This is a genomic window from Alcanivorax sp. DSM 26293, from assembly GCF_900107995.1.
Classification (GTDB): Bacteria; Pseudomonadota; Gammaproteobacteria; order Pseudomonadales; family Alcanivoracaceae; genus Alcanivorax.
In genome coordinates, this window is record NZ_FNUM01000003.1 from 200,653 (window position 1) to 220,959 (window position 20,307).

The following is a 20,307-nucleotide window of genomic DNA, read 5'->3' on the forward strand; positions in this document are numbered from 1 at the left end:
GCCCACCATGTCAATTCGAACTGTTTACCGCTTCACCCTGATCATGGTCAGCCTGCTTCTGATCAGTGGCTGCATGACCTACCGTTATGTTCCAGCAGAAGACAGCACCTCTCCGGCAATGGGCGACACCTCACTGCCCGTTGCTTTCCAGGTTGCCCCCGTGAGAGTGGATGCCCACTCCCGTGTTCGCAACCACCCGGATTGGAAAAAAATCCCCCCGACCATTGAGAGCGCTCTGACACCTCAGGTCGAAACCTTGTCCGGCGAATCAGCGACAAGCCAATCGCCCTACCTATCCATGCATGTAGAAAATGAGACGTTCAAAATGAACTGGGGACATTTTCTCATGTATATCGCCTCGATTTTCACACTGCCCAGCAGTTCCGATATGCAGTTCGACAGCGAAATGACGGTTAACACCGGCGGAGAGACGCTGTTCACCTCCCAGGCCAACGGCAGTATCCGGGGTTATATTTCCGTCTATTCACCCTCGGCACTTTTCGTCGGTAAAAAAGATCCCGCCATTGCCTCGGCGGACATGGCCAACGACATGATGCGACAACATCGCCAGGCGCTGGAAGAATGGGTCGCTGTGCAGAAACAGCAGTACGATCAGGAAATCGCCGGCAAGGATATTCTCGAGCAACGTCAGTGGTTGATCGAGAATCCACACAGCCTGTTTGCCAGTGAGATTCTTGCCAACCTGGCCAGCCATACCCCGCGCCGTAACACCCTGGGCTGGCACCGGGAAAATGTGTCCCGGTTTCCTAGGTACGTGGCATTCCTCTCCGAGGAGGACGCCCTGTGGTTTGTGGGTCCGGACGGTCAACGGGTGATTGATCTGGTGGACGCCGCCAAACGCGGCACCAGCCAGTCCATTCTGGCAGCCCAGGTGGAAGCCCAGGGCCCCTACAAGCCCTTCAGCGACGAGGAAATTCGCCGCTTGCGCAAGAGCGGCCTCTCCAGCGACCTGATCGCCGCCATGATCCGCAGCGGCGCCCAACCGTCCACACCCGCTCCCAGCGTGGCGGACACTGCCCGTGTTTCCCGCCCGGACGGCGTGGCCGCCCTGCTGATTCCGGACAACAGCGGCGAGTACATGAACCCCTGGACCAGCGACGGGGTCCTGGCCGAATGGGTCGACAAGGCGATCAATGCCAAAATGGGCAGCGCGGTGGGCTCCGCCGCTGGCGCCTATGCAGCCTCGAAAGCGCTGGATAACGTGCCTTTCGTCGGCGGCTTTCTGGGTTCCAAGGTGGGCAAGAAAATGGGCCACTCTGCGGCCATCAGTGCGTCCGGCGGTATGGACTACATTCGCCAGACCTCGGACCAGTCCTTCCGCAGCCTGGAGGACATGGCCCGTTATCTGAAGGCGGTCCACGGGACCAACAGCAACTTCCAGGACGCCATCAAGGCTGCGGATGCCATCTATCCCGGCTTGATGCAGTCCCTGGCTTCCGCGCAGTAATCCCCCTTGGTAGCGCCCCGGCAAGAGCCCTTGCCGGGGCACCCCGCATTCCCTCACTGCCCCCTTCCGTTACGCTTTTCTATTCGCTTTTTACCCTCTGCCTGCCCACATTAACGCCATCGCTACAGCCCACAGGGGAAAATTTGCTAAGGTAAAAAGCAGGGATCAATGGGGAATCCAGATGGATATCCAACAAAAACAATGGGATGCGCTTATTGGGCGCATCTACGAAACCGCTTTGTCACCCGGTGACTGGGGCGAATTGCTGGAACCCATGGTGGACTGGTGCCAGCAGGAGAAGCAGGACCTGGCCACCATGGAGGCATTGCTTGCCCATCTGGATCGCGCTGTGCGCAGCAGCAATCACATGCATTCCCAGGAAGACCAGAACCACCTGCTCAACGACATGACCAACCGTCTGCCCTGGCCCATGTTGATGGTGGACGACCAACTGCATGTGGTGAAGCACAATTCCGCCGCTGACCGCATCCTGGCATCGGGCCCGTTACGCATGGCCGATGGCGGCGCACTGATGCTCAGCGATGCCAAACTCAAACAGCAGCTTCAGCAGGTGGTGCGCCTGCAACATGGTCGCGACAGCCAGTTACTGCATTCCGAACAGGAAAAAATGGTCCTGCTGTGTATGCCCGTGTTTCGCTCCGATGCGCCGGATGAGGTATCGCGGGTTACCACCGTGGTCTGGGTGTTTGCCGACCGAAGCGTTGCCGCACCCTCGGTTAAATCTCTGGCGGATCTGTTCGGCATTTCCCCGGCGGAGGCGCGTCTGTTGCACCTGCTTTGCAAGGTGGGCAACCTCAGTCAGAGTGCCGAACTGCTCTCGGTCAGCGTGCATACGGCCCGCACCCAGCTCAAATCGATCATGGGCAAAACCGGCATCAGCAGTCAGGTCGCCCTGGTCAGCCGCGCCATGAGCCATGCCCTGCTGGCAACCCCCACCCTTGCCACCCACGATGGTCATGAAGAACGCTTTATGGTGCTACCGGATCACCGGGTGCTGAGCTGGTTTGAATATGGCTGCCCGGAAGGCAAGCCGTTGCTGGTCATGGAAAACCAGGCCGGCAATATGCCCTGCCATGAGCCCCATCACGACTGGTATGTGTCACAGGGCCTGAGAGTGCTGGTTGTGGTGCGACCCGGGTTCGGTATTTCCAGTCCCTGCCCGAACGGCAGCTTTGTGGATTTTGCCGATGATCTGCGCTATTTCTGCGAGCGCCTGAACCTGCAGCAGCCCATCCTCGCCGGGTATTGTTTCGGCGGCCCCTACGCTCTGGCTGCCGCCGCCAGATACCCGTCCCTGTTCCAGCAGGTTGGCGTGATTGGCAGCCTCGTACCCTGGCAATACATGCATTCAGGTCAACTGGACCCCATGCATGACCGGTTACTGAAAATGGTGGATCGCGATCCCAGAATCTTCATCTCTCTGGGGAAAATGGCGCTGCGCGGGGTCAACCGCTCCCCGGAAAAGTTCTTTTCCTTCTTCTCCCGCTTCCTCGACCCCAAAGACGCCAGCCTGATTAACGACCCGGCCGTACAGGCAATCACCCTGCCACAGTTACGCCAACGCTGGTTCCAGGGCGCCAGGGTAATCATTGATGATTATTTGCGGGTGTTACGCCCCTGGAAGTTTGAGCTGACGGACATCACCATCCCCACCCAGGTCTGGCATGGCGCGCTGGATCGCAGCGTCCAGGTGGAATCCGCCCGCGCCATGGCCGAGGCCATTCCTGGCGCACAGTTTCACGTGCTGGAAAACCAGGGCCGCTACCCGGTCATAGAATGCTGGCAGGAGTTTGTGGAAGCACTGGCTGGCTCGATACCCCAGACCATCACGCAACGGGCCTGACGCGGAACCCCGGCCTGCCGGGTGATCCGTTATTCCGGTTCTGCATTCTCTTGCTGGAGAGCGCGGTTCAGCACGTCCAGGAACAGGTCGAACTGATAGGAAAAACGCCAGTTCTCCCTGTCCAGGGAATCCGGTGTGTGCCAGCTCAACCCCTTCACTTCCGCAAGCGCCCGGGCGGGCACAGCCAGTGGCGACGCCGACAACGGTTGCTGCGGGTAACAGCGGTAGAGATGAAAACCGTTTTTCATCACTTCCAGCCGCCGCCCCACCGTGACCGCAAGCCCGGTCTCCTCCAGGGTTTCACGGTATGCCGTACATTGGGCCAGCTCATTCTCCTCCCGGGTGCCGCCCGGAACCCCCAGCTTGCCACCCCAGCGGTGGCTCACCAGCAATGCCTGGCCGTCCTGCAGAATCAGGCAGCCTGCATTTGCCCGCCTGTCATCTTCCTCGCCAGGCACCCGCGGACAGTCAGCCAGGATCGGCGACACCAGGGTCAGCAGCATGGCGATGGCGGGTATTCTCATGACATGTCCGACCGGTTATGGCCAGCGACCGCTAGCACAACGTCGCGCGGATCGGGGCATCCGTTGCAACAGGTAGAGAATGGCGGGGCCGAAGTCGGTCTGAATCGATTCACGGCGGTACACCCGTGGCACCTCTTCAAGCCGGTCCAGCGCTGCCAGAGTCAGCGCATCCACCTCATACAATTCACCCTGCAGTGCCGTGGTCCCGGGACGCCACGCTCCCGGGTAAGTGCCCAGATCAAATAACTGGTAGGCAGGCGCTGTTTGCCAGCTCGCCACGAAACGGGCCCGGCGCAGGAACCCCTGATTTCTGCCACCGCGCTTGAGTGTGCCATACACGAAGACCAGCATCGGAAGAGCCATCAATGGTTGTCGATGAATAAAATCGGGCCCCTTTCAAGGGTCGACCCGACGCACCGTTATCAACGAATCAGCGGCAGCCGATGTTCCCGCGTGGCCGCAATCACCTCGTCCGGTACCAGAATTTCCGTAGCCAGGGGCAGGTGGTCCGACAGCAGGCAATCTTCCAGTACCCGGGTGTGACGACTCTGCAGGGCCGGAGACAGCAGAATATGATCGATATGCCGGTCCGGGGCCCAGCTCGGGTAGGTATTGAGGTTGTCTGCCTCCACGGTCCGCAGCCCCAGGCTTGCCAGTGGCGACGCCTCCAGGTGCTCCAGACGGCAATTGAAGTCACCCATCATCACCACATACTTGTAGCCTTCAAGCAACCGGGTCAGGTAAGCCAGCTGGGTATTGCGCACTTTTTCGCCCAGAGCAAGATGGGCAACCACCACCACCAGAGGCTGGATGGGATGGCCATACTTGATGATGATGGCCCCACGCCCAGGCAGACCGGGTAACCGGTGATCCTTCACCTCAAAGGGCTGATGGCGGCTGAGGAAACCATTGCTGAACTGGCCGAGACGGCCCAGATTACGATTGAGTTGCTGATGCCAGAAGGCAAAATCGCCCAGCGATGCCAGGTGCACCAACTGATTCATATTACGCGAGCGCAGGCTGCCGCCATCCACTTCCTGCAGCCCAACCACATCAAAGTGGCTCAACACCTCGGCAATCTGCTCAATGGTTTCCACGCTGCGCGGATGTGCTACCAGGTGCTTCCAGCTGCCGGTGATGTAATCACCGAATTTCTGGCTGCCGATGCCGGCCTGGATATTGAAGCTGAGCAGCTTGATGCTCGTGTCAGGGAGGATAATTTCACGGGTCTGACGGGTGCGCCTCACCCCTTCCCGGGCGAAGGAAAAGCCCGCAGGGCGGGCTTTCCAGTCACGATAGGCAGTGCGGGCACGATCCAGCAGCATGAATCAACCGCCAGTCCTTTCCTTGTTGGCCAGATACTCGATGACCTCGAACAGCTCGCCGGTGTTCTTCAGGTTCTCGCGCAATACCAGGTACTTGCCGTTAACGACAAAGTTGGGCACACCCGGAATCTTGTATTCCTTGGTCAGCGCCTCCGCCTGACGAACCTTGGTGGACACACCGAAGGAGCTGTACAGACGGTTGAACTTGTCCGGCTCGACGCCGTATTTACGGAAGAAGTTGGCCAGTGCCGGTTCATTGAACAGCGGCTCACGGTGCTTGTGAATGGCATCAAACAGGGGAGCGTGGACTTCATCCACCAGACCCAGGGTTTCCTCTACGTAGTAAGCACGGGCCAGCGGCTCGGCATTACGCAGGAACAGCACCGGGGTGCGCACGTAATCAATATAGTCCGGCTTGGATTCCAGCCACTTATCTACCGCCGGTTCCAGAGAGTAACAGTGGGGGCAGGCGTAGGAGAAAAACTCCCGCACTTCCACCTTGCTGGGGTCACTCACATTGCCGGGCACATCCAGGATCTTGTAGTGGGTGTCCACAGCAAAACGGGCATGTTCATCGGCTGCAACCGCAGCGGTTGCCAGGCCCAGACTCATCAGCAAAGCCGTCACAAAGCGAAGCATGGGTTCATCTCCTTATTGTTGGTCTCCGCACGGTAGGACCGCCGGAATCATTATTTTCTCCCGCCACCGGGCAAAAAACACGTCAGTGCTGGGGGAATCATTTATCTTTTCATGATAACAACGAAAAAGGCAGCCCGCAGGCTGCCTTTTCTACAAACCGTAACCAATCAGATCTATTTGGACAAACCAGCAATGTAGCTGGCCACCGCCTTGATCTGGGAGTCGCTCATCTTGGCAGCAACGGTCTGCATCATGCCTGGGGCATCACCATCGGTATCATTGGTGCGTTTGATCACGTTATCGCCCAGATCATTACGGCCAGCGGCACGGAACGCCTTCAGCTGATCTTCCACATACTGGGCATTCTGACCAGCCAGGTGCGGATACTTGGCGCCATCAATACCCTGACCTGCAGGGCCGTGGCAGCCCGAGCATGCAGGCAGACCATTAGCCGCATCACCACCGCGATACAGTTTGGCACCCTGCTCTACCCATTCCGGGTCAGCCTGACCGGACTGCGCTTCCTGAGAAGCGTAATACGCCCCCAGATCCGCCATGTCCTGCTCACTCAGGTTGGCAGCCTGACCGGCCATGATGGCATTTTCACGTTTACCGGACTTGTAATCCTGAAGCTGCTTGACCAGGTAGGCTTCACCCTGACCCGCCAGTTTCGGGTAGTTACCAGCAATCGGCTTGCTACCGCCAGGGCCGTGACAAGCGGCACAGGGAGCGGCTTTTGCTTCACCGGCCTCAGCATCACCTGCAGCCAGAGTCGGGTTGGCTACTACGGCAGCCGCCATCAGCACGAACAGTTTGAAAAACTTCATGGCCTATCCTTTCGTACAGCGTCTTATTTGCTTTTGGACATGTACTCAATCAGAGCACGGTATTCGTCGTCGCTACAGTCGTTACACATGCCTTTCGGCGGCATGGCGTTGTACCCTTCCTTCACGTGCTTCACCAGGGTATCCATGCCTTTAGCGCGCAACGGCTTCCAGGCGGCTTCATCGTGAGCCTTGGGGGCACCGGCTGCGCCGGAAGTATGGCAGAAGGTGCAGCTACTGTTATAGCGCTCTTCCACAGTGGCGGCGGTGGCCGCTCCTGCCATCATGATCAATGCAATGCCTGCTACCAAACCCTTCATATCCTACCTCTGCTATGCTGGCGTCAACCGCTGGCGAAGTGTGGATTTGCCTTTCCCGTCAAACCCTTGTAGAACGTCGACCGCCCTGGCAACCGCCAGGAGGGTCAGGCGGCCGGGATTATATACCAGTCTGGCACGCGCCGTCATATTCCATGTGAAGGGTGAGAACCTGTGTGGAGTCTATACACAGCCGCGTTGCCGCTGAAAATAAGGCCAGGCAAGGCGCGGTCCGCAGAGCCTGACGGGTCAAGTTCAAGGATCGCAACACAGCATGGCCTTATTTTCAGCGGCAACCCGAAGGGCCGGGACCCTTTTTCCGCCAGGTCGTGATTACGCTCGTTCATGTAGAATCACTACACATCACAATCGCAATCACGACCTGGCGAAAAAATTGCCTCCGGCGCGGCTGCGTATAGACTCCACACAGGTTCTTAGGTTATGGGTAACAGTCAAAAGCATCCAGCAGAGATCCTGCTCCACCAGGCCAGTTTCCTGCAAAGCGCCCAGCGCCTGGACCAGTGCCCGCCTGACGAGGGCCGGGAAGTGGCCTTCGCCGGCCGCTCCAACGCCGGTAAATCCAGCGCCATCAACCGCCTGACCGGGCAGAGAACCCTGGCCCGGACCTCCAAGACCCCCGGCCGCACCCAGCTGATCAACTTTTTTGCCCTGGACGAGGAACGGCGCCTGGTGGACCTGCCCGGCTACGGCTACGCCAAGGTGGCCAAGAGCAAGCGCAACGAGTGGCAGGAACACCTGGATCACTACCTGGCCGAGCGCCAGGTGCTGGTGGGGCTGGTATTGATGATGGATATTCGCCATCCCCTCAAGGATTTCGATCTGCTGATGCTGGAATGGTCCGCCCAGGCCAACATGCCGATTCATATCCTCATGACCAAGGCCGACAAACTCAAGTTCGGCGCCGCCAAATCCACCCTGCTGAAGGTGCAGAGCCAGCTCAAGAACCATCCTGCACCGCTGTCCCTGCAATTATTTTCTGCCACCAACGGTACCGGCTGCGAAGCGGCCTGGGACAAACTGGGGGAATGGTTGGAGATCGCAGCGCCTGACCAGAGCGAGTGACGAGTTTCGAAACCTGCCTCTGTGGCAGCCGGACTTACTGACGTTCGGGGCCTCTGGACAATGCCCAATGGTTTGCCGGCAAGCGGTGATCACCAGGCATTGAGGATTCTGAAAGGTTTTCGCAACTCGGTACTCGTACCTCGCCACTTTCTTCCGGGAAAAAGTTCCAGACAAAAAAATCCCCGGCAGCAATTCTTGGGGGAAGGGAACGACTTGCTGCCGGGGAGGCTTGCCGCCCCGGCCTCTTTGGGGGGAAAGGCCGGGACAAAACACGACGGGCCGGTGAGGGTACTGGGGGATCGGGGGTTCCGGCCCGTCGCATTAATAGAGACTGCCGTGTTCGCTGAAAAGTTCCAGCCCCTTGCCCTGTTTTTTTGCCCGACTGTCGATCTGCGTCACAAAACTGGCACTGTATGGCACACGCCTGCCCCCGTCCCGCTTCTGCCGCAATGGAAAAACGGACCCAACTCTCCCCTATCCCACTGATCAGAAAGCAGTATTCGTCACGCAGAGATCTCTGGCACAGGGATTGCTTAGTTCTTGGACAGAAGTTCGCGAACTGCGCGAAAACACGAAGAGGTTGCAGTTTGCCATTGCCTGTCAGCACAAACGACAGGCAAAAAAAATCCCTGGCAGCAATCTTGGGGGAAGGGAACGACTGCGCTGCCAGGGAGGCTTGCCGCCCCAACCTCTGGGGGGAGATTGGGGAGTCCAAATACGCTACGGATCGACGAGGGTACTGGGGGATCGGGGGGTGCCAATCCGTAGCTATTCTTTAGGACCACACCGTTTTTTCGAAAGTTCCTGCCGGTTTCACCTTTTACATTTTTTACGATCGAATAAGCTACAAGCCGCAAGCTTCAAGCTGCAACACGATTAAGGCTGCAGCCAACCGACCCCCTCTCCTCCGCGATTCCCGCATACAAACCCGACGTTAAATCGCGGGCATGGCTTTGCCGCATCGTCCTGCCAGTTCCGCGTTGCAGCTTGTTGCTTGGAGCTTGCCGCTTTTACTGCTTCCAGGGCTCTCCCTGGGTGCCCTTCATCCGCTTCAGATCCCGGTGCATGGCGGCCTTGGCCAGCATATGGGCAGACACCGGCGCGGTGATGAACAGAAACAGGGTGATCAGCACCTCATGGAGCTGCAGCCCCCGTTCCTGCCAGGAAAAGAACAGCAGGGACGCAATGATGGTGCCGCCCACTCCCAGGGTGGTGGCCTTGGTGGGGCCATGCAAACGGGTATAGAAGTCCGGCAAGCGCGCCAGGCCGATGGACCCGATCAGCGCAAAGATGCCGCCCACCACCACAAATATGGCCACCAGCCATTCAATCAAGACATCCATAAAAGCTCCAACTTGCCTGACACCGGATGCCAGGCATTATTCAATGATGTCACCGCGGGTAATGTACTTGGCCACCGCCACGGTGCTGACAAAGCCGATCAGGGCAATCAGCATGGCCGCCTCGAAATACAGCTTGCTGTCCACCTGGATGCCGTAGACCACAATCAGGGCAATGCTGTTGATGTACATGGTGTCCAGCGCCAGCACCCGATCCGGCAGGGAAGGACCGATCACCAGCCGATACAGGTTCAGCACCCACGCCACCGTGAGCAGGCCAAAGGTCAACGAGATAGCACTCTCTAGCATTCGAAAATCTCCTTGATCGGCCCTTCATAGCGCTGCTTGATCTCCGCCACCAGCGCCGCCGGATCTTCCACGTGCAGGGCGTGCACCAACAGCCGGGTACGGTCCTCGCTCACATCGGCGGACACGGTGCCCGGGGTCAGCGACACGGTACTGGTCAGCACGGTAATGGCAAAACGGTCACGCAGATCCAGCGGCACCTCCACAAAACCGGGCTGCAGGTCCTTCACCGGCCCCAGCACTTTCACCGCTACCGCCATATTGGCTATCAGAATATCCTTGGCCACCCGCAGCACGAAACGCAGCAGCCCCATACGATCCCGCACCAGCGGCACTTGTGGCCAGAAGGGTCGGGTGCCCAGGGGCAACACCACCGCCAGAATCAGCCCCAACAGGGCATGGCCCACACTGAAGCCATTGAGCAGCAGCCAGGTAAGCCACAGCACCAGCGTCAGACTGGGATAGGGAAGCAAGCGTTTCATGAAGCACCTCCCAGCACCGCCCGGATGTAAATCGTCGGATCTGCCAGCTGGCCCGCCACGCCGGCACACAACTGCAACAGGGGCTCAGCCGCCAACGCCAGGGCCGGGCTGGCCAGCAACAGGGCCAGCATGGGAATGACCCGTCGCTTGCCCAGCTTCCTGTCGACAACCTCACCGTGCACCCGCCAGAACAGGGTGGAACCGGCCCGGCTCATGCCCACCAGACCCGCCAGACCCGCCAGCAGCAGGATCGTCCAGTAAGGCGCACTGGGTACCGCCTGCAACAGCGCCAGTTTGCCGATAAAACCGGACAGGGGCGGCAACCCCACCACCGCCACAGCAGCGGCAAAGAAGGCCGCCCCCAGCCACTTACCGTGCGCCAGCGGCGGGCCAGACTCCAGCCGGTCTTCACCATCGCCACGGGAGCGGCGCAGCAGATCACAAAGCAGGAACAGGGCCGCACAGATCAGGGTGGAATGGATCAGATAATAAAGCGCAGGGCCAACCGTCTGTGGCTCGCCAACGCTCAGCGCCGCCACCAGGGTCCCCACCGACATGACCACCAGATAGGCCACCAGCCCACCCAACCGTGACGCCGACAGAGCCCCGATAGCCGCCAGGGCCAGGGTCACCAGCGCCAGCCACCAGAGCAGGTCCGCACCCAGCCCGGCCAGTGGCCCGTCACTGAAGGCCAGCGCCTGCATCCGCAGGATGGCGTAGATGCCCACCTTGGTCATGATCGCAAACAACGCCGCCACCGGCGCGGTGGCATTGGCGTAGGTGGCCGGCAGCCAGAAGTACAGCGGGAACAGGGCCGCCTTCAGACCAAACACCACCCACAGCAACAGCACCGCCACCGTGACCAGTATCTGCTCGCTGCCCTGAAGCGCCTGCGCCTTGACCGCAAAGTCTGCCATGTTGAGCGTCCCCGTGGTGCCGTAGATCAGGCCCAGGGCAATCAGGAACAGGGCCGAGCCCGCCAGGTTCAGTACCACGTAATGCAGACCCGCCTTGACCCGCTCCGGGCCACGGCCATGCAGCGCCAGACCGTAGGAGGCGATCAGCAATACCTCGAAGAACACGAACAGGTTGAACAGGTCACCGGTCAGAAAGGCCCCGTTGATGCCCATCAACTGAAACTGGAACAGGGCATGGAAATTGGCCCCCCGGCGGTCATCGCCGGCACAGCCATACAGCAACGCCGGCAGGGCCAGCAGCGCCGTCAGCAGCAGCATCAGGGCGCTGAGCTTGTCCAGCACCAGCACGATACCGAACGGCGCCTGCCAGTTGCCCAGCTGATACACCCCCACGTCACCCTGGGCGGCCTGTTGCCACAGCACCAGCGCCACCGGCACCAGGGCGACACAGGACAACAGGCCGGTAAACCGCCGCAGCCGTTGCCGTTCGCGAACTTCCAGCAACAGCAGCAGCCCTGCCAATGCCGGAATGAGGATAGGCGCAATAATCCAGTGGGTCATGAACGTTGCTCCCCGTCCTGACCATCCACATGGTCACTGTGTTGCTCGCCCTGGCTGCGCAGGGCCAGCACCACCAGGAAGGCGGTCATGGCAAACCCGATCACAATGGCGGTCAGCACCAGCGCCTGGGTCAACGGGTCGGTGGGGTCGACACTGGCGCCGACCACCGCCACCTGGTTGATCTTCAGCCCGCCCATGGCAAACAGGAACAGATTCACCCCGTAACCCAGCAGGGTCAGTCCCAGCACCACCGAAAAGGTGCGCGCACGCAGGCACAGGTATACGCCGGTGGCCACCAGCACGCCGATAATCAGCGCCACTAACAACTCCATCAGGTGGTCTCCTTCTTGTCATCAAGCAGCGACAGCTTGCCCAGGTTGGCCAGTATCAGCAGGGTGGCGCCCACCACGGTGAGGAACACGCCGGTATCGAACAACATGGCGCTGGCCAATTCGAAATCGCCGACCAGGGGCCAATGCACATGGGTAAAGGTGCTGGTCAGGAACGGCGAATCGAAGGCCCAGCTGGCCACACCGGTGAGCCCCGCCAGCAACACGCCCAGGGCGACCAGCGGGTGATAATCCCCCGGGATGCGCTTGTGCACCCAGGTCACCCCGGACGCCACATACTGCAACAGCAGCGCCACCGAGGTGATCAGCCCCGCCACAAAACCGCCGCCGGGCAGATTGTGCCCGCGCAGGAAGATATACACCGCGATCATCAACGCCAGCGGCAACAGTGGCCGCGACAGGGTAACCAGCACCAGCGGATGGGCATCATGGGCCCAGGGCCGGCCGAAGGGATCGTACTTGGCGGAGGCCAGCTTCAGATCACTGAGCAGGGCATAGATCCCCAGGGCGGCAATCCCCAGCACGGTAATTTCGCCGAAGGTATCGAAGCCGCGGAAATCCACCAGGATCACATTGACCACATTGGTACCGCCGCCGCCGGGCACACTGTTTTCCAGGAAGAAGGGGCTGATGGTGGCGGTGTCCGTGGTCATCACCAGCAAGGCGGCCACCGCCACCCCGGTGCCGATCAGCCCCGCCAGCACCACATCACGGCCCACCCGCAGGGAGTTGGAATCCGCCTTGGCCCGCGCCGGCAGGAAATACATGGCCAGCATCATCAGCAACACGCTGACCACTTCCACGGACAGCTGGGTAAGCGCCAGATCCGGCGCCGAGAAGCGCACAAAGATCAGCGACACAATCAGGCCCACCACACTCAGGCTGATAATCGCCATCATCCGCTGACGATGCAGCACCGTGGTCAGCAAGGCAGCGGCGATCAACATCAGAGCACAAAGCACCGACACCCCATCCACGGGCAGCATGGCGCGCTCGCCGGTAACGCGGTCGAGCTCAGGCAGCTGCCACACCAGCACCGCCGCCACCATCGCCAGCACCCAGGCCACATAGCCCTGCAACGAGCCGTTCTGGAAGTGCCGGGTAACCGCCGCGGCCGCTCTCACCAGACGCTGAATGGCCCCTTCAAAGACCTGCTTGGCATCGATTTCCGGCAGGCCCGCATACCAGGCAAACAACCGCCGCCGGCAGGCGTACACGGCAATACCGCCGACCATGGCGATGACACTCATCAACAAGGGAATATTGAGCCCGTGCCACACCGCCAGGTGATACTCCGGCAGGGTGCCACCCAGGGTAGCCGTGGCCGCCACCGCCAGCAGCCCGGCCACGGTGATTGCCGGGAACACCCCCACCGCCACACACAGGGCCACCAGGATTTCCACCGGAATCTTCATGTAGCGGGGCGGCTCCCGGGGCGGGAACTTGGGCAGATTCACCGGCTCGCCATTGAAGAACACGTCATGAATAAAGCGCGCCGAATAGGCCACCGAGAACACCCCGCCCAGGGTGGCGCCCAGCGGCAACAACCAGCTCAGGGCCCCCAACTGATCGGACTGCAGGGTCTCGGTAAAGAACATTTCCTTGGACAGGAACCCGTTCAGTAACGGCACCCCGGCCATGGCCGCCGACGCCACCATGGCGAGCACGGCGGTATAGGGCATGTACTTCCACAGCCCGTTGATGCGGCGCATGTCACGAGTTCCGGTCTGCTGATCAATGATCCCCGCCGCCATGAACAGGCCCGCCTTGAAGGTGGCGTGGTTGATGATATGAAACACCCCGGCCACCGCCGCCAGCGGCGAATTGAGCCCGAACAGCAAGGTAATCAGACCCAGGTGACTGATGGTGGAAAACGCCAGCAGCCCTTTCAGATCGTGCTGGAACAGGGCCCAGATCGCCCCCCACAACAACGTGGCCATGCCGGCAGCGGTGACCAGGTAGAACCACAGGTCGGTGCCTGCCAGTACCGGGTAGAACCGCGCCAGCAGAAAGATGCCCGCCTTCACCATGGTGGCCGAATGCAGATACGCACTCACCGGGGTAGGGGCCGCCATGGCGTGGGGCAGCCAGAAATGGAACGGGAACTGGGCACTCTTGGTGAAGGCCCCCAGCAATACCAGACAGAGAATCACCGGGTAGAGGGCATGCTGTTGCACCAGGGCGCCGTTCTCCAGCACCGTGCTCAGTGAGAAACTGCCCACCACATGGCCAATCAACAACACCCCGGCCAGCAACGCCAGACCGCCCATGCCGGTGACCGTCAGCGCCATGCGAGCCCCCTTGCGGGCAGCGCTGTCGTATTGTTTGTAGCTGATCAGCAGGAAGGAACTAAGGCTGGTCAATTCCCAGAAGAACACCAGAAACAGCAGATTGTCGCTGGTCACCACCCCCAGCATGCTGAACATGAACAGCAGCAACAGGGTATAGAAACGGCCGCCGTCATCCTTGGCCGGCAGGTAATAGTGCGCATACACCACCACCAGCAGCCCGATACCCAGAATCAGGATACAGAACAACAGCGCCAGACCATCGAGCCTCAGCGCCAGATTCAGTCCCAGCGAGGGCAACCAGGCCATGGACCACTGTTGCATCCCCCCTTCCCAAATCGGCAGCGACGCCTGGGCCAGCAGCCCCAGGGCAGCCACCACCGGCAACGCCACCAGCAGGGCGCACCAGCGCCGCCCCAGGTGGCGGGTAAACATGGGCAGAAACGCCGCCAGTAGGGGAAGCAGAACAATTGCAGGCAACATCATGTGCTCTCTTGAATAACAATCCTTGTGCTACCAAACCGGCAGCAAAACTCGGCAAGTATGCCATGCCCCCTTGCCCTTGCAAGAATCCCCCCCGACGGCGGCGGCGGTGACAGCAAGCGAACCGGGCAACAGGACACCGGCAAGCTCGCCCTTTTGTTGTCTTCTGGTTACAGGCAGATCGACGACATGGTCCAAATATGCATTTTTTGACCCCGATCAACTCTCTTAAATAAGCAGCAATAAACGCTTTTTTTCGCCGTCAAACGGAACTTTACCTTGCCCGGAATTTCACATGTTGCGTAGGATAATTTTATGCTAATCATCGTTTTACGGTGATCCCATATTCCGCGAAAGCGGGCCACTGATTACGACGGAGCGCCATGCTGACAGGCATCTTGTCTGGATTCTTGCTCGCACCCTTGGCCCCCGCCCTGCATCGGCTATTTCCCCGTTACAGTGGCTGGCTTCTCGCCCTGCTTCCCGCCGGGCTGACCCTGTATTTTTTCAGCCACTGGCACACCGTCACCCAGGGCGACACCGTGATGTCGCGGTTTGCCTGGGTTCCCGATCTGGCAATGCCATTGAGCTTCATGCTGGATGGCCTGTCACTTTTATTTGCCCTGATGATCTGCGCCATCGGCGCGCTGATCTTTATCTACGCCGGCCGCTACCTGGAAGGCCACCGGGATCTGCCCCGGCTCTATGTGCTGCTGCTGTGTTTCATGGCCGCCATGCTGGGCGTGGTACTCAGCGACAACCTGATCGTGTTGTTCGTGTTCTGGGAACTCACCAGCATCACCTCCTACCTGCTGATCGGCTTCAACCACGAAGACGCCAACGCCCGGGCCAAGGCCCTGCAGGGGCTGATCGTCACCGTGGGCGGCGGGCTGGCGTTGATGACCGGCTTTATCCTGCTGGGCCACATCGGCGGCAGCTATGAGCTGTCGGAGCTGATCACCCGGGGCGACACCATCGTTGCCCATCCGCTTTACGAACTGACACTGGTGCTGATCGTGCTCGGCGCCTTCACCAAGAGCGCCCAGTTCCCGTTCCATTTCTGGCTCCCCAACGCCATGGCCGCGCCCACCCCCGTGAGCGCCTACCTGCACTCGGCCACCATGGTGAAGGCGGGCATCTACCTGCTGGCAAGGCTGCACCCGGCCATGGGCGGCACCGAGTTGTGGCTCCTGCTGCTGGGCAGCGCCGGCGCCATCACCATGGTGCTGGGCATCTTCCTGGCCCTGCGCGCCACCGGCATCAAACGCATGCTGGCCTATTCCACCGTCATGGCCCTGGGCACCCTGACCCTGCTGATCGGCCTGGGGACTCGCACTGCCCTGCTGGCGGCCATGAGCTACCTGCTGGCCCACTCCCTGTACAAGGGCGCCCTGTTCATGGTGGCCGGCATCATTGACCACCAGACCGGCCGCAAGGATTTCCTCGATACCGGCGGCTGGGCCCGCTATCTGCCCGTGACCAGTGCCAGCGCCGGCCTGGCCGCCCTGTCCCTGGCCGGGGTCATGCCCCTGTTCGGCTTTATCGCCAAGGAACAGCTGCTGGAAGCGGGTTTGCGTCTCGACCATGCCCTGGCCCCGCTGTTCATTGCCGCCATCGTGATCGCCGCCGCCCTGGGCGTGGCCGTGGCCGCGGTGATTGCCATCCGCCCCTGGTTCGGCAAACCCGCTCCCCTCACCCATACCCCCAGCGAAGCGCCCCCGGCCATGCTGCTGGGCCCGGCCCTGCTGGCCAGCCTGGGCCTGCTGCTGGGCCTGATTCCCGGGTTGATTGATCGCAGCCTGCTCAGTGCCGCCGCCAGCGCCACCCTGGGAGAAGCCGTGACACAGCCGCTGGCCCTGTGGCACGGCATCAACACCGCCCTGCTGATCAGCATCGGCGCAGTGCTGGTGGGCCTGGTGCTGTTCCGCTACTGGCAGGGCTTCCGCCACTACACCCGCTGGGCGGACACGCTGTCCCGCTTCGGCCCGGAGCAGGCCTATCACCGCCTGATGGATGGCCTGGTGGCCTTGTCCAGTGGCCAGACCCGGCTGCTGCAAAGCGGTTACCTGCGCTATTACCTGATCAACACCTTGCTGACGCTGGTGGCCATGGTGGCCGCCGCCCTGTGGCTGAACCCGGATGCCCTCAAGCTGCACCTGGATTTCTCCGACATCCAGCTCCACGAGGGCGTGATCGCCGCCGTGCTTGTCAGCGCCACCCTGGCGGCGGTCACCCTGCAATCCCGTCTGGGCGCGGTGGCCAGCCTGGGCGCGGTGGGCTTTTCCATCGCCCTGCTCTATGTCTTGTTCAGCGCCCCGGATCTGAGCATCACCCAGGTGCTGGTGGAAACCCTCACGGTGATCATGCTGGTGCTGGTGCTGTTCCGGTTGCCCGGTTTCCTGCGCCTGACCCGTACCCGCACCCGGCTGGCCGATGCCCTGGTGGGTCTCACCGTGGGCGGCATGGTCACCGCGCTGTTGCTCAGCGTGCTGGGCAGCCGCTACCACGGCAGCATTGCCCATTACTTTATCAACGAGAGCGTGCCCGCCGGTTACGGGCGCAATATCGTCAATGTGATTCTGGTGGACTTCCGCGCCCTGGATACCCTGGGCGAAATCTTCGTGCTGGCGCTGGCCGCCACCGGGGTCTACGCCATGCTCAAACTGCGCAGCAAGGGTGACACCACGGAACCGGAGAAGACCCATGACTAGAGATCGCCGCCTGCCGCCCCCGGACCGCAATGCCCTGCGCACCCAGTCGCTGATCCTGCGCACCACCGGGTTCTTCTTGCTGCCGCTGCTGCTGCTGTTTGCCCTGTTCCTGTTGCTGCGCGGCCACAACGCCCCGGGCGGGGGCTTTATCGCCGGGCTGGTGGCATCCGCGGCCATCGCCGTGCACCTGTTTGCCATGAGCGAAGCCGGCGCCCGCCGGGTCCTGCGGGTCGATCCCCGCGACCTGATCGCCTGGGGGCTGATCCTGGCGCTGGCCGCCGGGGTCATCGGCCTGTTCAGCGGCCAGCCGTTTCTCACTGCCCACTGGCTCACCGTCAGCCTGCCGGTGTTCGGTGAACTGAAGCTGGGTTCGCCCTTGCTGTTCGATCTGGGGGTGTTTCTGGTGGTGCTGGGCACCGCCAGCACCATCATCATCAACCTGGCGGAGCAGGACACATGACCAGCCTGATGGCCCTGGTGGTGGGCGTGCTCTACGCCGCCGCCATTTACATGATGCTGCGCCGCTCCATCGTCAAACTGGTGATCGGCCTGGTGCTGCTGTCCAACGCCGCCAACCTGCTGATCTTTACCGCCGCCGGCCTGCACCGGGATGCCCCGCCGCTGGTGCCGGATGACGCCCAGGTGCCCGCCGGCCTGGTCGCCGATCCGCTGGCCCAGGCACTGATTCTCACCGCCATCGTCATCGGCTTCGGGGTGCTGGCCTTCGCGGTGGTGCTGATCCGCCGGGCCTATGAGGTGGTGGAAGCGGACGACATGAACCAGATGCGGGATACCGACACATGAATCTGCTGGTTATCCTGCCCATTCTGATTCCCCTGGCAGCCGGGGCCCTGTCCCTGCTGGGGCGCCACTCCCAGCGCGTCCAGGGCGCCCTGGCGGTCATCGGTAGCATCGCCCTGGTGATCAGTGCCGTGGCGCTGTTACTGGCCACCTGGGAACAGGGCCATATCGTGTCCGAGCTGGGCAGCTGGCCCGCCCCCTTCGGCATCGTGCTGGTCAGTGACCTGCTGGCCGCCATCATGGTGTTGCTCAGTGCCGTCACCGGTGCCGCCACCGCGTTTTACTCCCTGGGCACCATCAGCATCGCCCATCGCAAGGCCGGTTATTTCCCGCTGATGCACCTGCTGCTGGCCGGGGTCAACGGCGCCTTCCTCACCGGCGACATCTTCAACCTGTACGTGTGGTTCGAGGTGATGCTGGTGGCGTCCTTCTCCCTGCTGATCCTGGGCGGCGAGCGCGCGCAGATGGAAGGGGCCGTCAAGTACGTGACCCTCAATCTGGTGTCCTCCGCCCTGTTCCTGTCTGCCATAGGGCTGCTCTATGGTTTGGTGGGCACGCTCAACATGGCCGACATTGCCGTGAAGCTGGGCGAAGTGGATACCGGCATGACCACCGTGATCGCCATGCTGTTCATGGTGGCCTTCGGCATCAAGGCCGCGGCGTTCCCCTTCTTCTTCTGGCTGCCCGCCTCCTACCACACCCCCCAGGTGGCGGTGTCCGCCTTGTTCGCCGGCTTGCTGACCAAGGTGGGCGTGTATGCCCTGTTCCGGGTCTTTACCCTGATCTTCGGCATGGATGACCCGCTGATCCATCAGGTGCTGCTGTGGGGCGCCGGGCTGACCATGGTCACCGGGGTACTGGGCGCCGCCGCCCAGTTCGAATTCCGCCGTATCCTGTCGTTCCATATCGTCAGCCAGATCGGCTACATGATGATGGGCCTGGCGCTGGCGTCGGTGAGCGTGCTGGCCCTGGCCGGCGGCATCTTCTACATCATTCACCACATCATCGTGAAGGCGAACCTGTTCTTTGTCAGCGGCCTGGTCTACCGCCTGCGCGGCAGCTATGAACTCAAGCAACTGGGCGGCCAGTACCGGGACAAGCCCTGGCTGGCGCTGCTGTTCCTGATCCCGGCCCTGTCCCTGGCAGGGATGCCGCCGCTGTCCGGCTTCTTCGGCAAGTTCATCGTCATTCGCGGAGGCGTCGAAGCCGGCGCCTGGGCCCTGGTTGCCGCCGCCCTGGTGGTGGGTCTGCTGACGCTCTACTCCATGACCAAGATCTGGGCCGAGGTATTCTGGAAGGCGGCCCCGGAACCGGCCGCCGCCCCTGCCAGCGGCAGCAACACCCTGCTCTATGCCACCGTGGCCGGCCTGGCACTGATCACCGTGGCCATCGGGGTGGCAGCACAGCCCGTACTGGTACTGGCCATGGCCACCGCCGAACAGCTACTGGACCCGACCCGCTACATCACCGCCGTGCTGGGAGGCGCACCATGAGCCCGTTGAGCTGGAACCTGATTCTGGCCCTGGTCTGGGCCGCCATCACCGGCAACTTCAGCGGCGCCAACCTGCTGGTAGGGTTTGGTCTGGGCTACCTGATTCTCGGCTTCGCCCTGCGCGATGTGCCCGACTTCGCCCGCTACCGCGAGAAAATGCCCCGGGTCCTGATGTTGCTGACCCACTTTCTGCGCGACCTGCTGGTCTCCAACCTGCGGGTGGCCTACGACGTGCTCACCCCCACCCACTACATGCGCCCGGCGGTGGTGGCGGTGCCCCTGCGAGCCAAGACCGATGGTGCCATCACCATCCTGGCCAACATGATTTCCCTGACCCCGGGCACCCTGAGCCTGGACGTGTCCAGCGACCGCAGCGTGCTCTACCTGCACGTCATGTACCTGGACAATGAAGACGACCTGCGCAAACAGATTCACAAACTGGAAGACCGGGTGTTGGCGGTACTGGAATAGGACGGCGGCAAACAACACCGCAACCACCACCCACCGTTGGAGCCATGCTTGCATGGCGAAC

General features: G+C 61.4%; 20 protein-coding genes. 8 read left to right on the forward strand and 12 right to left on the reverse strand.

What is annotated here, in order from left to right; all coding sequences use genetic code 11:
• Positions 1 to 7 precede the first annotated feature (7 nt).
• Entirely contained in the window at positions 8 to 1,468 is a 1,461-nt protein-coding gene (locus tag C4S63_RS07285; protein ID WP_103917174.1) for a hypothetical protein, read from the forward strand.
• 181 nt (positions 1,469 to 1,649) lie between these two features.
• Positions 1,650 to 3,332: an alpha/beta hydrolase gene (locus C4S63_RS07290; RefSeq protein ID WP_062815271.1), complete on the forward strand. Its 1,683-nt coding sequence runs from the start codon at positions 1,650 to 1,652 to the stop codon at positions 3,330 to 3,332.
• Between the two features lie 29 nt (positions 3,333 to 3,361).
• On the opposite strand, the gene C4S63_RS07295 is transcribed toward C4S63_RS07290, so the two are convergent.
• The 6 genes from C4S63_RS07295 to C4S63_RS07320 all read right to left on the reverse strand — a co-directional run bounded on the left by C4S63_RS07295 (position 3,362) and on the right by C4S63_RS07320 (position 6,964).
• The gene (locus C4S63_RS07295; RefSeq protein WP_103917175.1) at positions 3,362 to 3,856 is read right to left on the reverse strand and encodes an NUDIX hydrolase; all 495 of its coding nucleotides are present in this window, start codon (positions 3,854 to 3,856) and stop codon (positions 3,362 to 3,364) included.
• A 15-nt stretch (positions 3,857 to 3,871) separates the two neighbouring features.
• Positions 3,872 to 4,219: a gamma-glutamylcyclotransferase gene (locus C4S63_RS07300; RefSeq protein WP_063510021.1), complete on the reverse strand. Its 348-nt coding sequence runs from the start codon at positions 4,217 to 4,219 to the stop codon at positions 3,872 to 3,874.
• 59 nt (positions 4,220 to 4,278) lie between these two features.
• Entirely contained in the window at positions 4,279 to 5,181 is a 903-nt protein-coding gene (locus C4S63_RS07305; protein WP_103917176.1) for an endonuclease/exonuclease/phosphatase family protein, read from the reverse strand.
• 3 nt (positions 5,182 to 5,184) lie between these two features.
• Positions 5,185 to 5,820, reverse strand: coding sequence for a thiol:disulfide interchange protein DsbA/DsbL (locus C4S63_RS07310; protein ID WP_103917177.1), 636 nt, complete (start codon positions 5,818 to 5,820; stop codon positions 5,185 to 5,187).
• A gap of 173 nt (positions 5,821 to 5,993) precedes the next feature.
• Entirely contained in the window at positions 5,994 to 6,647 is a 654-nt protein-coding gene (locus tag C4S63_RS07315; RefSeq protein WP_103917178.1) for a cytochrome c, read from the reverse strand.
• 23 nt (positions 6,648 to 6,670) lie between these two features.
• Positions 6,671 to 6,964 (reverse strand): cytochrome c5 family protein, encoded by a 294-nt coding sequence (locus tag C4S63_RS07320; protein ID WP_103917179.1) that lies wholly within the window; start codon positions 6,962 to 6,964, stop codon positions 6,671 to 6,673.
• A 438-nt stretch (positions 6,965 to 7,402) separates the two neighbouring features.
• Between C4S63_RS07320 and yihA the strand changes: the two genes are divergently transcribed.
• Positions 7,403 to 8,044, forward strand: coding sequence for a ribosome biogenesis GTP-binding protein YihA/YsxC (gene yihA, locus C4S63_RS07325; RefSeq protein ID WP_103917180.1), 642 nt, complete (start codon positions 7,403 to 7,405; stop codon positions 8,042 to 8,044).
• Positions 8,045 to 9,054: 1,010 nt separating this feature from the next.
• Here the strand turns inward: yihA and C4S63_RS07330 are convergent.
• The 6 genes from C4S63_RS07330 to C4S63_RS07355 are packed head-to-tail and all read right to left on the reverse strand — an operon-like array spanning position 9,055 to position 14,774.
• Complete coding sequence (locus C4S63_RS07330; protein WP_062815263.1) at positions 9,055 to 9,387, reverse strand: Na+/H+ antiporter subunit G; 333 nt, start codon at positions 9,385 to 9,387, stop codon at positions 9,055 to 9,057.
• Positions 9,388 to 9,423: 36 nt separating this feature from the next.
• A complete protein-coding gene (locus C4S63_RS07335; protein ID WP_035245990.1) occupies positions 9,424 to 9,693 on the reverse strand; it encodes a K+/H+ antiporter subunit F in 270 nt (89 codons plus the stop codon).
• Entirely contained in the window at positions 9,687 to 10,172 is a 486-nt protein-coding gene (locus C4S63_RS07340; RefSeq protein ID WP_062815262.1) for a Na+/H+ antiporter subunit E, read from the reverse strand. The genes C4S63_RS07335 and C4S63_RS07340 overlap by 7 nt, the downstream gene beginning before the upstream one ends.
• A complete protein-coding gene (locus C4S63_RS07345) occupies positions 10,169 to 11,650 on the reverse strand; it encodes a monovalent cation/H+ antiporter subunit D (protein ID WP_103917181.1) in 1,482 nt (493 codons plus the stop codon). Before C4S63_RS07345 ends, C4S63_RS07340 begins: the two co-directional genes overlap by 4 nt.
• Positions 11,647 to 11,982 (reverse strand): Na+/H+ antiporter subunit C, encoded by a 336-nt coding sequence (locus C4S63_RS07350; protein ID WP_103917182.1) that lies wholly within the window; start codon positions 11,980 to 11,982, stop codon positions 11,647 to 11,649. The genes C4S63_RS07345 and C4S63_RS07350 overlap by 4 nt, the downstream gene beginning before the upstream one ends.
• A complete protein-coding gene (locus C4S63_RS07355) occupies positions 11,982 to 14,774 on the reverse strand; it encodes a monovalent cation/H+ antiporter subunit A (protein ID WP_103917183.1) in 2,793 nt (930 codons plus the stop codon). Before C4S63_RS07355 ends, C4S63_RS07350 begins: the two co-directional genes overlap by 1 nt.
• A 380-nt stretch (positions 14,775 to 15,154) precedes the next feature.
• Between C4S63_RS07355 and C4S63_RS07360 the strand changes: the two genes are divergently transcribed.
• Genes C4S63_RS07360 through C4S63_RS07380 form a run of 5 tightly spaced genes read left to right on the forward strand, consistent with a single transcriptional unit; the run spans position 15,155 to position 20,246 of the window.
• Positions 15,155 to 17,482, forward strand: a complete 2,328-nt coding sequence (locus C4S63_RS07360; RefSeq protein ID WP_103917184.1) for a putative monovalent cation/H+ antiporter subunit A — start codon at positions 15,155 to 15,157, stop codon at positions 17,480 to 17,482.
• Positions 17,475 to 17,942 carry a Na+/H+ antiporter subunit B gene (locus tag C4S63_RS07365; protein ID WP_200819518.1) on the forward strand — a complete coding sequence of 156 codons (468 nt, stop codon included), beginning with the start codon at positions 17,475 to 17,477 and terminating at the stop codon, positions 17,940 to 17,942. Before C4S63_RS07360 ends, C4S63_RS07365 begins: the two co-directional genes overlap by 8 nt.
• Positions 17,939 to 18,286 (forward strand): Na+/H+ antiporter subunit C, encoded by a 348-nt coding sequence (locus tag C4S63_RS07370; protein WP_062815256.1) that lies wholly within the window; start codon positions 17,939 to 17,941, stop codon positions 18,284 to 18,286. Before C4S63_RS07365 ends, C4S63_RS07370 begins: the two co-directional genes overlap by 4 nt.
• Positions 18,283 to 19,776, forward strand: coding sequence for a Na+/H+ antiporter subunit D (locus C4S63_RS07375; RefSeq protein WP_103917185.1), 1,494 nt, complete (start codon positions 18,283 to 18,285; stop codon positions 19,774 to 19,776). The genes C4S63_RS07370 and C4S63_RS07375 overlap by 4 nt, the downstream gene beginning before the upstream one ends.
• The gene (locus tag C4S63_RS07380) at positions 19,773 to 20,246 is read left to right on the forward strand and encodes a Na+/H+ antiporter subunit E (protein WP_103917186.1); all 474 of its coding nucleotides are present in this window, start codon (positions 19,773 to 19,775) and stop codon (positions 20,244 to 20,246) included. The genes C4S63_RS07375 and C4S63_RS07380 overlap by 4 nt, the downstream gene beginning before the upstream one ends.
• Positions 20,247 to 20,307: the final 61 nt, after the last annotated feature.